Annotated in this window: 10 protein-coding genes and 1 riboswitch; of the genes, 7 read left to right on the top strand and 3 right to left on the bottom strand. The window is 59.5% G+C overall.

Features of this window, described 5'->3' with window-relative positions; translation table 11 throughout:
* Positions 1 to 28 precede the first annotated feature (28 nt).
* The 4 genes from BPSY_RS08820 to mfd all read left to right on the top strand — a co-directional run bounded on the left by BPSY_RS08820 (position 29) and on the right by mfd (position 8,271).
* Positions 29 to 3,238: a UPF0182 family membrane protein gene (locus BPSY_RS08820; RefSeq protein WP_033495356.1), complete on the top strand. Its 3,210-nt coding sequence runs from the start codon at positions 29 to 31 to the stop codon at positions 3,236 to 3,238.
* Positions 3,231 to 3,800, top strand: coding sequence for a GNAT family N-acetyltransferase (locus BPSY_RS08815; protein WP_051921872.1), 570 nt, complete (start codon positions 3,231 to 3,233; stop codon positions 3,798 to 3,800). The genes BPSY_RS08820 and BPSY_RS08815 overlap by 8 nt, the downstream gene beginning before the upstream one ends.
* Positions 3,801 to 4,025: 225 nt before the next feature.
* Positions 4,026 to 4,625: an aminoacyl-tRNA hydrolase gene (gene pth, locus BPSY_RS08810; RefSeq protein ID WP_033495358.1), complete on the top strand. Its 600-nt coding sequence runs from the start codon at positions 4,026 to 4,028 to the stop codon at positions 4,623 to 4,625.
* 58 nt (positions 4,626 to 4,683) lie between these two features.
* On the top strand, positions 4,684 to 8,271 hold the full coding sequence (mfd, locus tag BPSY_RS08805; protein WP_081884367.1) for a transcription-repair coupling factor: 3,588 nt from the start codon (positions 4,684 to 4,686) through the stop codon (positions 8,269 to 8,271).
* Between the two features lie 52 nt (positions 8,272 to 8,323).
* Here mfd and BPSY_RS08800 read toward each other — a convergent pair whose 3' ends face one another.
* The 3 genes from BPSY_RS08800 to BPSY_RS08790 all read right to left on the bottom strand — a co-directional run bounded on the left by BPSY_RS08800 (position 8,324) and on the right by BPSY_RS08790 (position 11,105).
* A complete protein-coding gene (locus BPSY_RS08800; protein WP_081884366.1) occupies positions 8,324 to 9,109 on the bottom strand; it encodes an ABC transporter ATP-binding protein in 786 nt (261 codons plus the stop codon).
* A 10-nt stretch (positions 9,110 to 9,119) separates the two neighbouring features.
* On the bottom strand, positions 9,120 to 10,040 hold the full coding sequence (locus BPSY_RS08795; protein ID WP_420796620.1) for an ABC transporter substrate-binding protein: 921 nt from the start codon (positions 10,038 to 10,040) through the stop codon (positions 9,120 to 9,122).
* Positions 10,041 to 10,250: 210 nt separating this feature from the next.
* A complete protein-coding gene (locus tag BPSY_RS08790) occupies positions 10,251 to 11,105 on the bottom strand; it encodes an ABC transporter permease (protein ID WP_238556839.1) in 855 nt (284 codons plus the stop codon).
* A 2-nt stretch (positions 11,106 to 11,107) separates the two neighbouring features.
* A riboswitch (TPP riboswitch) is annotated at positions 11,108 to 11,252 on the bottom strand.
* A gap of 199 nt (positions 11,253 to 11,451) precedes the next feature.
* On the opposite strand from BPSY_RS08790, the gene eno reads away from it, so the two are divergent.
* From eno to BPSY_RS08775, 3 genes are all read left to right on the top strand, one after another.
* Positions 11,452 to 12,747 carry a phosphopyruvate hydratase gene (gene eno / locus BPSY_RS08785; RefSeq protein WP_033495360.1) on the top strand — a complete coding sequence of 432 codons (1,296 nt, stop codon included), beginning with the start codon at positions 11,452 to 11,454 and terminating at the stop codon, positions 12,745 to 12,747.
* Between the two features lie 90 nt (positions 12,748 to 12,837).
* A complete protein-coding gene (locus tag BPSY_RS08780) occupies positions 12,838 to 13,347 on the top strand; it encodes an FtsB family cell division protein (protein ID WP_238556838.1) in 510 nt (169 codons plus the stop codon).
* A 41-nt stretch (positions 13,348 to 13,388) separates the two neighbouring features.
* Positions 13,389 to 13,931, top strand: a complete 543-nt coding sequence (locus BPSY_RS08775; protein WP_033495514.1) for a DUF501 domain-containing protein — start codon at positions 13,389 to 13,391, stop codon at positions 13,929 to 13,931.
* Positions 13,932 to 13,947: the final 16 nt, after the last annotated feature.

Here is a 13,947-nt window from a genome sequence, read left to right as displayed (position 1 = left end):
TGCTGAATTACTCATGTAGGCTTGATGTATGTCTTTCTTTGATAGTTTTGCCGGCATGTTCGATTCGGGCAGTAATTCGTCCTCGCGCAAGGGGCGTCGTGACGACGACGATGATCCGATCATCCTCGATGTCCAGGCGGATGGCGAGCAGGGTCGTGAGACGCCGAAGGGGCAAGGTGTGCGTCCTGCTCAGGGTGGCGGCAGAAAACCACCTTCATCGTCAGGCCGCACGACGACGAAGGGCGGAGGCTTCTCATGGAGCAAGCTGCTGATCGTGGCAGGTCTGGTCATCGTGGTGCTCGCGGCGGTGTTCCTGCTGCTCGCACGTTTCGCCACGGATGTGATGTGGTATGCGCAGCTGGGCTTCGCGAATGTCATCTGGACCCAGCTCGGGGTGAAAGTCGGATTGTGGGTGGCGTACGCCCTGGTGATGGCGGTGGTCACCTATGTATCCGCCACCCTGGCCATCCGCGCACGACCTGATTCCTCGGATGGATCGAAAATACGGGTACGAGGGGATGTCATCGAAATCGGCAAAGGCGTCAGCTCACGCTTCGCACGACGAATAGCCGTGATCATCTCCCTCTTCGTCGGCTTGATCTTCGGATCGCAGTTCAATTCCGACTGGTCTCAGATCCTGCTGATGTTCAACGCGCAATCCTTCGGTGTCAAGGATCCCCAGTTCGGGCTTGACAATGGTTTCTATGTCTTCATTCTCCCGGGGCTGCAGCTGGTGGTCCGGGCGATCTCCATGCTGCTGCTCGCAGCCCTGATATTCTCCATCATCACCCACGTGCTGATGGGTGGCATCCGCTTCACCATGCCGGTGAACGGCAGGGGCATCCTGAATATGTCCAAACGCTCACGTCGTCAGATAGGCATCTGGCTCATACTGACCATGTTGGTATGGGCGGGCGGCATGCTGCTCGGCATGTTCGACCTGCTCGTGGAGCAGGGGGACCGCATCACCGGAGCCTCATACACATCGGTCCATGCGACCGTTCCCGTGACCATCGTGCTGTCCGCTCTTGTGGCGATACTCGGCGTGGTGCTCGGTGTGTGGATCATGCAGGCGAAGTCGCTCGGTGAGACCTCCCGTCCCGCTTCCTCGGCAGCCGCCGCATTCAGGCAGTGGCGCACACCTGCCATCGCCACCGCATTCGTTGTGGTTGTGGCCATAGCCCTCAGCGGTGTGTGGCCGATGCTGCTCCAGCGATTCAAAGTGAACCCCAATGCCCAGGAACTTGAGTCCGCATATATCCAGCGCAATATCGACGCGACCAAGGCGGCGTATGGATTGGGCAAGCTGAAAAGCGATTCCTATCAGGCTACGACGACAGGAGAATCCGGTGCACTCGCACAGGATGCGGAGACAACCGCGCAGATCCGTCTGCTCGATCCGCAGGTCGTTTCGCCGACCTTCCGCCAGTTGCAGCAGTCCAAGCAGTACTACAGCTTTGAAGACACCCTGGCGGTCGATAAATACGAGATCGATGGCGTGAGCCAGGACACCGTGATCGGTGCACGTGAGCTGAATCTGGATGGCAACGACAACCGCAATTGGGTGAACGACCATACGGTGTACACACACGGATATGGGGTTGTGGCAGCATACGGCAACAAGGTCACCGCCGACGGACAGCCCGAATTCTTCGAACAGGGCATACCGACGCAGGGCAAGCTCACGGACTCCCAGAAATACGAACCACGGATCTATTTCTCACCCAACGCCCCGGAATACTCGATCGTCGGTTCTCCCGCAGGAGCCAAATCGTGGGAATTCGATTACCCGACCGGATCGGAAGGCGCCACCAACACCTTCACGGGCAGTGGCGGCCCGAGTGTAGGGAATCTGGCTTCACGCCTCCTGTACGCGATACGGTTCGGCTCGGACCAGATCCTGTTCTCCGACCGCGTCACCTCGGATTCGCAGATCCTCTATGATCGCAGCCCGAAGGAGCGTGTCGCGAAAGTCGCACCATATCTGACCTTGGACGGCAGGGTGTATCCCGCCGTCGTCAACGGGCGCGTGAAGTGGATCGTGGATGGATACACCACCTCATCGAACTACCCGTATTCGCAGACGGTCGATCTGGGTTCCGCCACGCAGGACTCCACCACGAAGACATCCAGCACGATTCAGAGTCTGGGGTCGCAGGATGTGAACTACATCCGGAATTCGGTCAAGGCGACGGTGGACGCGTATGACGGTTCCGTCGATTTATATGCATGGGATCCGACGGATCCCGTGCTGAAAGCGTGGGAACAGGTCTTCCCGAACCAATACAAGCCCATCTCCCAGATATCGGGTGATCTGATGAGCCATCTGCGGTACCCGGAGAGCCTGTTCAAGGTGCAACGCCAGCTGCTCGCGAAATACCATGTCTCCTCGGCCAACCAGTTCTTCTCGGGCGAGGACTTCTGGCAGACGCCGATCGATCCCGTCGAATCGAAGAAGAACCAATCCGAGGGAGTCCTGCAACCTCCGTATTACCTGACGATGCAGAATCAAGGGGCCACGGAGCCGACCTTCTCATTGACCTCCACATACATCCCTGCGGGCAGCGTGACCCGTGAGATCCTGACGGGCTTCCTCTCCGTCGATTCGGATGCGGGTAATGAGCAAGGCAAGATAGGGCCGAATTACGGCACCTTGCGTCTGATGGAGCTGCCGAAGAACTCGAATGTTCCCGGTCCCGGACAGGCTCAGAACAACTTCAACGCCAATGCCGATGTGTCCAAGGAACTGAATCTGCTCGAATCCGGCAGCACGAATGTGAAACGAGGCAACCTGCTCACCCTTCCGATCGGTGGGGGACTGGTGTATATAGAACCTGTCTATGTGGAGTCAAGCGGGAAAACCAGCTTCCCGCTGTTGAAGAAGGTCCTGGTGGCATTCGGCGATCAGGTGGGATTCGCCGACACCCTCGATGAGGCTTTGGATCAGGTCTTCGGCGGCGACTCCGGTGCCTCCGCAGGCGATGCGGAAAACTCCACTGGGGACAGCGGCAGCACCGCAGGGAAGAGCGACACGGATAAGAAACAGCAATCCGACGAGGGTTCGACCGCAGGCACCAAGCGGAGCGCCGAACTGCAGCAGGCTTTGAATGACGCCAATCAGGCGATCAAGGATTCCGATGCGGCCTTGCAGAAGGGTGATTTCAGCGCATACGGCGAGGCGCAGCAGCGCTTGAAGGAAGCGGTCAACAAAGCCGTCGAGGCCCAGAACAATGAGTGAGCATCACGCGGTCCCCGCAGCTCATGATGGCGCTGCGGGGGATGGACACGCCACCATGTCCATCGAAGCGGCAGGGGATGAGGATCTGGAAGCGATCACCAGAATCTACAACCAGTCGGTTGTGGCCGGTGGCGCCAGCGCCGATCTGCATGAGCAGACACGTGAGGAACGTCAGGCCTGGTTGTCTTCGCATGAGCCGCGCGAGCATTACCCGGTCGTCGTCATACGTATGGGAGGTGAGGTCGTCGCCTTCGCGTCCCTGTCCCGCTTCCATCCCAGAGCCGGCTACGATCACGATGCCGAGTTGAGCTATTACGTCGATCGCGGAAAGCGTGGATGTGGTTTGGGGCGCGCTCTGGTGACTTGGGGGATCGAGGCCGCCCGTGCGCGTGGGTTCACCAAGATCATCGGTGTGATTTTCGCCGACAACGCAGCCTCCGTGGCTTTGATGAAGCGCTTCTCCTTCATTCGATACGGCGTGCTGCCCGAAGGCTCTCGTGACTCGCAAGGGGTGTTGCACGACGTTTCCTATTGGTACCGCGCGCTTGAAGCGAGCGTCTGAGGCCTGTGCTTCGGGGTGTGCGCCACGAAGGCCGCCTGTGCATGCCCGAGCGTCTTGGTGAAAGCTTCGTCACAGCCATTGGTACAATCTGAAAGGCTTTGGCATCGCGTCGCGCGATGACACCCAAGGCGAGTTTGGGAGCGGACTGCGTGCATCGGATGATGGCGATGCGGGATCCGGCCCGTCGAAAGCCCACGGAGATGGCTGGATATAGAGGACAGTGGTATGGCATCTGATTTTTGGCTGATAGCCGGATTGGGAAATCCCGGCTCGCAATACGAGGGCACACGCCACAACATGGGATTCATGTGTGCCGATGTGCTTGCGGAACGGTGGTCCGTTTCATTCAGCGATCACAAGGGTCTCGCCAAACTCGGCAAAGGCATCCTGAACCTCGATGGCCGACGGATTCGTTTTTTCCTGGCCAAACCCCTGACCTTCATGAACGAGTCGGGCAACGCGGTCTCCTCAATCGCGGCTTACTACGACATCGCACCCGAGCGCATCATCGTCATCCACGATGATATGGATCTGGAATTCGGTCGTATCAAGGTCAAGGCAGGCGGTTCGGCCGGTGGGCATAACGGCATCAAGTCGATTGACAAATCATTGGGAAGCAATCGATACGCACGTGTACGCCTGGGCGTCGGACATTCCAAACGGGCCGGCGATGCCCATCGGAACACCGTGAATTGGGTGCTTGGGGGCTTTTCGCGCGATCAGCAACAAGCGCTTCCTGATTTCCTTGCCGATGGCGCGGATGCGGCCGAAACGATAGCAGTGCACACTTTGGCCCAGGCACAGGAGCAGTTCAATGGCAGGTAGGTCCATCCAGACCGCACATGTAATGACGTCTCGTCGAGACGGAAGCGAGGATACGACGATGCGGCCGGCAGAGACCAGCAAGACGGCGCGGCAGGGTGATGCCACCGCCACATCCAAGGATGCCGCTTTCGGGTCGTTGAACGATCTGCTTGGACGGCTTGATTCGGATGCAGCCTTCAGGGACCTGCATCTCGGCAACACCGAGCTTCCCGATTCGGCGACCGATCCCGCGTTGACCATCGGGGCCAGCGAGGGCATACGTCCGGCGATTGCGGCCGCGGTCGCGGAACGCAACGATGTGGTGATGGTGCTTCCTTCCGGCAGGGATGCTCAGGAGATGGCCGATGCCCTGCGTTCATGGTACGGCGGCAATCCTGCGGATATAGCGGTTCTTGAGGCTTGGGAGACCTTGCCGCATGAGCGTCTTTCCCCCCGGGCGGATACCGTGGCCTCCCGCATGGCCGTGTTCCGCAGGCTCGCCCATCCCGATGCGAACAGCAGCATGTTCGGTCCGATACGGATTTTGGTGATGCCCGTACGCTCCTTGATCCAGCCGGTCGTCGCAGGGCTCGGTGACGTTGAGCCATTGGTGTTCCATCTGGGTCATGAGCTGAGTCTCGATAAGGCCGTGGAACAGCTTGTGCAGAACGCATACAAGCGTGTGGATCTGGTTATGGATCGCGGGGAGTTCGCCGTACGTGGCGGCATCCTGGATGTCTTCCCGCCGACGGCACCACACCCGATACGCATCGAGTTCTTCGGGGACGAGGTCGATGCGATCAAGGAATTCAACGCCTCCGACCAGAGGACCTATGGGGGGAACATACCCAGTGTCTGGGCGACGGCCTGCCGGGAGATGCAGCTGAACGAGCAGGTGCGGGCGCGGGCCGAATCATTGGTGGGTCAGATCCCGAACGCCGACGACATGCTTGAATCCATCGCCCAGGCCATTCCGATCGAGGGTATGGAATCGTTGCTGCCCGCCTTGGTCGATCATCTGGAAGCGGTGCCGGGCATGCTTCCGAAGCATGCCGTGGTGATGCTCTGCGATCCCGAGCGTTTGCGCAGGGCCGCCGAGGATCTGTCGAAAACCGCGAATGAATTCCTTGCCGCGAGTTGGCATGTGGCTGCATCGGGGCACAGTTCGGGTGCTCCGATCGCATTCGACGAAGCCAGCTTCCTTGATTTCGATGAGACCATCACATCGATGGAGTTCTCCCAGCAGGAGATGTGGAAGCTCACCAGCTTCGGCGTCGATGCCTCGCGGCCTGGCCATATCCAGATCGGAGCCAAGGCTCCTGAGGAATTCCGGGGTATGGAGGAACGCGCCAGCGCCGGAATCGGCGGCCTGATCGATGAGGGTGTCGAGGTGACCATCACCTCGGCCGCGCAGGGTACCCTCGCCAGGCTTGCACGTGCCGTCAACGAGACCGGCATCAGCGCGATTCATGCGGTGAGATCCCTTGCCATCGAAGGCTTCGTGGACGACTCCGCCAAGGTCGCCCTGCTCACCGAACGTGATCTGACCGGGCACAGCAGCGCCGCCTCGCAGACGAAGACGCCGAAACGCAGGCGCAAGGCCATAGACCTGATGGAACTCAAACCGGGTGACTATGTGGTTCACGAGCAGCATGGCATCGGGCGCTTCGTCGAAATGCGGCAGCGCACCGTGGGACAGGGATCCCACAAGGCGCAACGTGAATACCTGGTCATCGAGTATGCGTCGAGCAAGCGCGGCGCGCCGGCGGACAAACTCTTCATCCCCACCGACCAGCTTGATCTGGTCAGCAAATACATCGGCGCGGAGTCTCCCAAGCTCAACAAGCTCGGAGGCAGCGATTGGGCGGCGACGAAGGCGAAGGCGCGCAAACATGTGCGTCAGATCGCCGACGATCTGGTCAAACTCTATTCCGCGAGGCAGAGGACAGAAGGATTCGCATTCAGCCCGGACACACCGTGGCAGAAGGAACTTGAGGATGCGTTCCCGTATCAGGAGACCCCAGATCAGCTGACCACGATCGATGAGGTCAAGCATGATATGGAACGTCCGATGCCGATGGACAGATTGATATGCGGCGATGTGGGCTTCGGCAAGACGGAGATCGCATTGCGGGCCGCATTCAAGGCCGTTCAGGATTCCAAACAGGTTGTGGTCCTCGCACCTACGACCTTGCTGGTGCAGCAGCATTATGAGACCTTCGTCGAGCGTTTCGAAGGTTTCCCCGTGGAAATCGGTGCATTGAGCCGTTTCCAGACCGCGAAGGAAAGCAGCAAGACCATCGAGGGGCTGGCCGACGGCAGCGTGGACATCGTCATCGGTACGCATAAGCTGCTGAATCCGAAAATCGCCTTCAAGGATCTGGGTCTTGTCATCATCGATGAGGAGCAGCGTTTCGGCGTCGAGCACAAGGAGACCTTGAAAGCGCTGCGTACCAACGTCGATGTCCTCAGCCTCTCCGCGACGCCTATCCCAAGAACCCTGGAAATGGCGGTCACCGGAATCCGGGAGATGTCCACGCTGGCCACGCCGCCGGAGGACCGTCTGCCGGTGCTGACCTATGTGGGCGCGTATGAGGATGCGCAGGTGACCGCCGCGCTACGCAGGGAACTGCTCAGAGGCGGTCAGGTGTTCTACGTGCACAACCGGGTCGAGGACATCGCACGCATCGCGGCGAAGCTCGCGGAGTTGGTTCCCGAGGCGAAGGTCGGCATCGCGCACGGAAAGATGGGGGAGAAGCAGCTTGACGGTGTGATCCGTGACTTCTGGCGCAGGGATATCAACGTGCTGGTATGCACGACGATCATCGAAACGGGTCTGGATATCTCGAATGCGAACACGCTGATCGTCGATCGTGCGGACAGGTTCGGTTTGAGCCAGTTGCATCAGCTGCGCGGAAGAGTGGGCCGAGGCCGTGAACGCGCCTATGCCTATTTCCTCTATGATCCCAGCAAGACGATGACGCAGACCGCCCACGACCGTTTGGCGACGATAGCCCAGAACAGCGCCCTGGGTTCGGGATTCGATGTGGCGATGAAGGATTTGGAGCTTCGTGGTACGGGCAATCTGCTGGGCGACGAGCAGTCCGGCCATATCGAGGGGGTCGGTTTCGATCTGTATGTGCGCATGGTCTCCGAGGCCGTGGAGCATGTGAAGGAACCGGACAAGCAGGAGGAAAGCGTCGTCAGCATCGACCTGCCGATCGAAGCCTCGATTCCCTTGGACTACATTGATTCCGACAAACTGCGTCTCGAAGCCTATCAAAAGCTGGCAGCGGCCCACGGCGAGCAGGATCTCAAGGATCTGCAGGAGGAACTGCAAGACCGGTATGGCAAGCCTCCACGCGAATTGGATGTGCTCTTCGACGTCGCGAGGCTGCGGGAGAAAGCCAAGACCTTGGGAATCACGGAGATCATCGGCCAGGGGCGCAATGTTCGTGTGGCGAGCATCGATCCGCAGGATTCGGTGATGATGAGGATCGCACGCATCTATCCGGGCATGCAGTACCGGCCGGTGACCCATACCTTGCTGGTCCCCGCACCCTTTGCCGGGTCGCTGGGATCGTCGGCGATGGACTCGGATCAGATCATGCAATGGGTCGATCAACTGCTCGACGATCTGGCCTGGAGTCCGAAGCGCGGGGGATAAACCGTTACGGCGTATTCCCCGCTCGACGTCCGTGGCATCCATGCGGGTGGCGTTATTGCAGGGTGTGCTTCAGCAGCTCTCTCAATTCGAGGTGCATGAGCGAATCATGTTGCACTCCCGTGCAATCGATCCTGTCGGTGATGTGACCGTCGCGCAGCGTCAGTACGGTGTCGCCCAGGATGATCGCCTCCTCGATGTCGTGGGTGACCAGCAGCATCGCGTAGTGGTGACGTTGCTGGAGTTCCAGCAGCAGATCCTGCATATCCGCTCGTGTGAGCGCGTCGAGTGCGCCGAAGGGCTCATCCAGCAACAGCAGGCGAGGATGCCGGACCAAAGCCCGTGCCAGGGCGACCCGCTGCTGCTGCCCGCCCGACAGGTGGGCGGGCCAATCGTTCTCACGTCCCGGCAGTCCGACCGAACGCAGCGCCTCGCGTGTCCGTTCACGTCGCTCCGATGCGCTGGCATGACAGCCAAAGGTGACATTCTGCCAGATCCTCAACCAAGGCACCAAGCGTGCATCCTGGAAGACGAAGGCCGCATCCTCGGCACGGCGCACAGTCCCGGAGCTGGGTATGAGCAGTTCGGCGGCCAGACGCAGCAAGGTCGATTTGCCGCATCCCGACCTGCCGATGAGCACGACCTTGTCCTGGCCGCGGACCGTCAGACTGACATCGTTCAGCACGGTGCGCTCCCCGAAGATCTTGGCGATGCCGGACATCTCCAATACGGTCTTCCCTTCGGCACCGGACGCATGCCGCGCTGGCGGCATGGTCGATGGGCCGGGATCCTTCGTAGCGCCACAGGACCCGTCTTCTTCACACACTGGATGTGTCGTCATGCCGGCGCCCTCAGTGCTTCCCGGAGCAGTCGATCACCGCTGCGCTGAGATCGGGCACATGGTCGATGAATCCGAATTGCCTGTATTGTTCCGCCTGCTTGTTCAGTTGGGCAAGTCCTTGCGCATCGATCGGGCGGATTTCAGGTGTGTCAAAGCCTGCGACGACCTTCGTCAGCGTGTCGGAAGCGCCGAATTTCCTGTATGCGTCGGTGATGATGGAAGGATGCGTCTGCGCCTTATCCGATTCCTTCTTCAGCGCCTGGTACAGCTTCTTCACCACATCCGGATGCTCCTGGGCGAATCGCTTCGACACCATATGGATGGATACGTTCAGACTCTCGTAACGGCTGCCATCGGTAAGCAGCTTTGCGCCGGGTGTGCTGATTGCCATCGCCAGATTCTGGTCGAAGGAAGCCAGGGCGTCGACTTTGCCGGAGGTGAAGGCCGAGGCGAAATCCGTTTGCTTCATCTCGACCTTGTTGACTTTGCTGACATCCAGCCCCGCATGCGCAAAGGCCTGATTGACGATGTAATCGCCGGTGCCGCCCTTGGAGTCGATGGCTATTGATTTGCCGTACAGGCCTTTGAGACTGGTGATGTTGCTTCCCGGTGCCGCCACGATGCCTTGGGAATCGCCATCGTAGTATTCGAGTGCGAAAGCCACCCAGGGTTGTTGTTCGGCGATGAGATCGACGAAATGCCCGGTGCCGGTGCTGGATGCATCGGCGTTTCCCGACTGCACCGCGGCATAGGCGTCACTCGGGCTGTATGGGCCGGTCCAGGTGATGTGGGCGGGTGAGAGAGAGTTCTTCGCGAAATCCTCATACTGCAATGTGGTCAGATAATTCGCCGTGGACAGATATGCCACACGCAATGTGGTGCCGCTGCTCTGGGCGTTGTCTGACCCGCATGCCGCGAGCGAGGTCACCAAGGCGAGACCGAGGAATGCCGATAGCAGCGATGTGAATCGGCGCAGCCTATGCCGGCCTCCGGCGTTTCGTGGGTGATCGTGTTGGCTTCTCGTGCGGTCCGAAGGATATTCGGATGCTTCTTGTTGTTGGTGTCGACGGTGATATGACTGCATGGATGTGCCTTTCGAATAAGGTCTGTGATGCCGTGATTGATGCGGTGGCGGGCGTGTTCAGCGCGGGATGAGACGGAAAGAGGAACGCGAGGCCCAAGGGGTCGCGAGCTTTTCGAATACCGACATCAGTGATTCGGTGATGAGTGCGAGGAGGGCGTACATGACGATGCACAGCACCATCTGGTCATTACGCGAGAACTGCTGGGAACGTGAGAGCAGGTACCCGATGCCGGTGGAGGAGTTCACCGTTTCGCAGGTCACCAGTGCGATCCAGGAGATCGTCAGCCCGAAACGGAGTCCGGTGATCAGGGATGGTATCGAGCCCTTGAGCAGCAGATCGATGAACACGTCCTTGGGTGGAATGCGGTATGCTCGCGCCAGTTCGAGAAGTTTCGGATCCAGCTGCTGCACGCCGTCACGCAGATTCAGATATATCGGCGAGAACACGCCGATGGCGATCAGTACGATTTTGAGCGTTTCCCCTATGCCGAGCCAAACGATGAGCAGTGGCGCCAAGGCATTGAAGGGGACGGCACGCAGCATGTGGATCGGCTTGTCGATGATCAGGGATCCAAGCTTGGATATGCCGGAAAGGATCCCGCTCGGCACCGCGATCACGATGGCGATGGCGGAGGCGATCACCACCCTGAGCGCACTGGCGCCTATGGACGGCAGCAGCAGTCCCTGTGCGGAAAGATCGCGGGCTGCCAAGAGGACGGCCCCGGGTGAGGGGAGCGTCGATTCCTGCCCTCCGGCAGAGGCGAGTGCCCAGATCAGCAGCAGCGATGCGGATGTGATCCACGGGTAGCAATGTGAGAGCAGGCGTCTGATGGGATTCGAGATCCGTGATGATACGCGATTGGTGCGGGGAGCTTGAAAACGGTCTCCCGGTGGTGTTTCATAAGTGTTCACATCATGGTCGAACACGACATTCCCTTCGTTAGTACGAGCTAAATCAGGTTCGACGAGTGTGATCTCAGCCCAGCAGCCAGCTTGCACGATGCAACATGTCGTTTCAGCGTATTTAAGGCGATTGCCCGGGCACCCCGTGTCGCGGAACATTCTAAAGTGATGCCTCGGACAAGGCGGGCCCGGCGGTTTTCGGACGGGGTCGGCAGGGGATGGGGGGAAGTCGATTCAGGATAGGCATCCGACTTGTTAGCGCTAACATAAAAATTGGCCCCACTCAGCGCCATCGTCCAACAAACGCACTACTCTTATGAGTGTCAGCACAACATACATGTCTTAAGGAGAAGTTGTGGCAGCAATTGAAAGCGTTTATGCACGCGAAATTCTTGACTCCCGTGGCAACCCGACCGTCGAGGTAGTTCTTGAGACGGAGGACGGGGCGCAAGGCCTCGGACTCGTTCCTTCAGGCGCTTCCACCGGCGAGGCGGAGGCTTGGGAGCGTCGTGACGGCGATAAGTCACGCTATCTGGGCAAGGGCGTCCTCGATGCAGTCAAAGCCGTGAACGAGATCATCGCGCCAGCCGTCATCGGCCTGGATGCAACGGATCAGCGCGCGCTCGACGAGACGATGATCGAGCTCGACGGAACCGCGAACAAAGGCAAGCTCGGAGCCAACGCCATCCTCGGCGTCTCCCTCGCGGCCATCTATGCTTCAGCGGAATCCGCTGATCTGCCCCTCTACCGTTACCTCGGTGGCACCAACGGACATATCCTGCCCGTTCCCAACATGAACATCATGAACGGCGGAGCACATGCCGATTCCAACGTCGACATCCAGGAGTTCATGGTGTCCCCATACGGATTCGACAGCTACAAAGAGGCTCTGCGCGCAGGCGTCGAGGTCTACCACACCCTCAAGGGCGTGGTGAAGGCTCGCGGCCTGAGCACCGGTCTCGGTGACGAGGGTGGTTTCGCACCTAACCTGGATTCCAACGCGGAGGCGCTTGACCTCATCGTCGAGTCCATCGAAAAGGCGGGCTACAAGCCCGGCGAGCAGATCGGTCTGTCGCTGGATGTCGCCTCCTCCGAGTTCTACGACAAGGAAACGGGCAAGTACCTCTTCGAGGGTGAGCTTCGTGACGACGACTGGCTGCTTGACTACTACAAGGGTCTTGTCGAGAAGTACCCGCTGGTCTCCATCGAGGATCCCTTCCAGGAGGAAGATTGGACCGCATGGCAGAAGATCACCGCTGAACTCGGCGATCGTCTCCAGTTCGTCGGTGACGACCTGCTCGTGACCAACCCGAAGCGTCTGCAGAAGGGCATCGACCTCAAGGCCGCCAACTCCCTGCTGGTCAAGCTGAATCAGATCGGCACCGTGACCGAGACCCTCGACGCGATCGAGCTGGCAACGGCCAATGGCTTCACCTCAATGGTTTCCCACCGTTCCGGCGAGACGCCAGACACCACGATCTCCGATCTCGCCGTCGCCAAGAACACCGGCCAGATCAAGACCGGCGCTCCTGCACGTGGCGAGCGTATCGCCAAGTACAACCGCCTGCTGGAGATCGAGGAAGAGCTCGGTTCCGTCGCGAAGTACGCAGGATACAGCGCGTTCAAGGCCTGCAAGAAGTACATCAAGTAGCATCATCAGGCGGATCATTGCCCGCAATGATCACGCCTGAACATCTACCCGTCACGCTCCGAGTCGAGCGTGGCGGGTATTTTCATGAGCATGGCCACCACAACAGCACCTGAGCAGGGAAAGAAATCCGCAACGTCGAGCAAACGTGGCACGGCGGGCCCGATTTCCTTCTTCGTGGCGATGATCATCATCGTGCTGGCTTCCATCGAGCTGGTCTCCACCTTCCACACCTACGCCCTGAATCTTTCCGAACTCAATAGCCTGCGCAAGCAGGAAGCCTCCCTGATCGCACAGAAGCAGGAACTGGAGAACAATATCGCCCGCTGGAGCGATAACGCCTATGTGACGGCTCAGGCAAGGGACAGACTCGGTTTTGTGTTTCCCGGGGAGCAGGCCATCAGGGTGCTGCATCCCGAGGCCGTGACAGGGACCGCTGATAACAGCAAGAAAAGCAATGACTCCGGGAGCACCACACAAAGCGATCTTCCTTGGTACCGTGATATGGCCGAATCCTTCGAGAAGGCGGATAAGGGCACGACCAAGCAATCGCAGAAGAGCTCTGCCGCAACGAGTGATTCGGATGCGCAGGATACGAAGTAGGTGCTGCACCACGTATGATCAGGCAGCGGAACGAGGTGGACATGAAGGTTGAGGAAGTGTTGGATGCCGTGATGCGGGATCCTCCGACGGCGGAGGATGTCGATGTGGTGGAGCGTCAACTCGGCAGGTATCCAAGAGGCATCGTGGCGATCGGGGCCAGATGCGTGTGCGGCAGGCCTTTGGCGGTGATCACCAGACCGATGCTGGAAGGTGGGATACCCTTCCCGACCAGTTGCTACCTGACCAGTCCCGAGGCGGTCAAAGCCGTGTCCCACGCCGAGGCGGAAGGTTCGATGCGTGGATACAACGAGATGCTTGAGAACGATGAGGACGTCGCCGCGGATTACCGTCATGCGCATGAGGCCTATCTTGCTTTCCGGCACGCCTTGGCTCAGCGGCTCGGGGATGACGAAAGCCATATCGCCGGAACCAGCGCCGGTGGGATGCCCGTGAGGGTTAAATGTCTGCATGCACTCGTCGCGCAGAGCCTGGTGATGGGCAGCGGTGTGAATCCCATAGGGGATCGCGCATTGGAGCAGGTCAACGGGGAATTCTCGCCTGTGGTATGTCGTTGTTCGCTATAGCCTGAGCGCCATTCGG

Origin of the sequence: Bifidobacterium psychraerophilum (genome assembly GCF_000741705.1) — a bacterium.
Lineage (GTDB): Bacteria > Actinomycetota > Actinomycetes > Actinomycetales > Bifidobacteriaceae > Bombiscardovia > Bombiscardovia psychraerophila.
The sequence above is the reverse complement of the archived record's forward strand: the minus strand, read 5'-3'. Positions and strand labels throughout refer to the sequence as shown.

Excerpts from the sequence above, each read along its gene's own strand:
- BPSY_RS08775 (WP_033495514.1), top strand. The coding sequence starts at position 13,389 with ATGAAGGTTGAGGAAGTGTTGGATGCCGTGATGCGGGATCCTCCGACG.
- mfd (WP_081884367.1), top strand. The coding sequence starts at position 4,684 with ATGCGGCCGGCAGAGACCAGCAAGACGGCGCGGCAGGGTGATGCCACC.
- BPSY_RS08820 (WP_033495356.1), top strand. The coding sequence starts at position 29 with ATGTCTTTCTTTGATAGTTTTGCCGGCATGTTCGATTCGGGCAGTAAT.
- BPSY_RS08800 (WP_081884366.1), bottom strand. The coding sequence starts at position 9,109 with ATGACGACACATCCAGTGTGTGAAGAAGACGGGTCCTGTGGCGCTACG.
- pth (WP_033495358.1), top strand. The coding sequence starts at position 4,026 with ATGGCATCTGATTTTTGGCTGATAGCCGGATTGGGAAATCCCGGCTCG.
- BPSY_RS08815 (WP_051921872.1), top strand. The coding sequence starts at position 3,231 with ATGAGTGAGCATCACGCGGTCCCCGCAGCTCATGATGGCGCTGCGGGG.
- BPSY_RS08780 (WP_238556838.1), top strand. The coding sequence starts at position 12,838 with ATGGCCACCACAACAGCACCTGAGCAGGGAAAGAAATCCGCAACGTCG.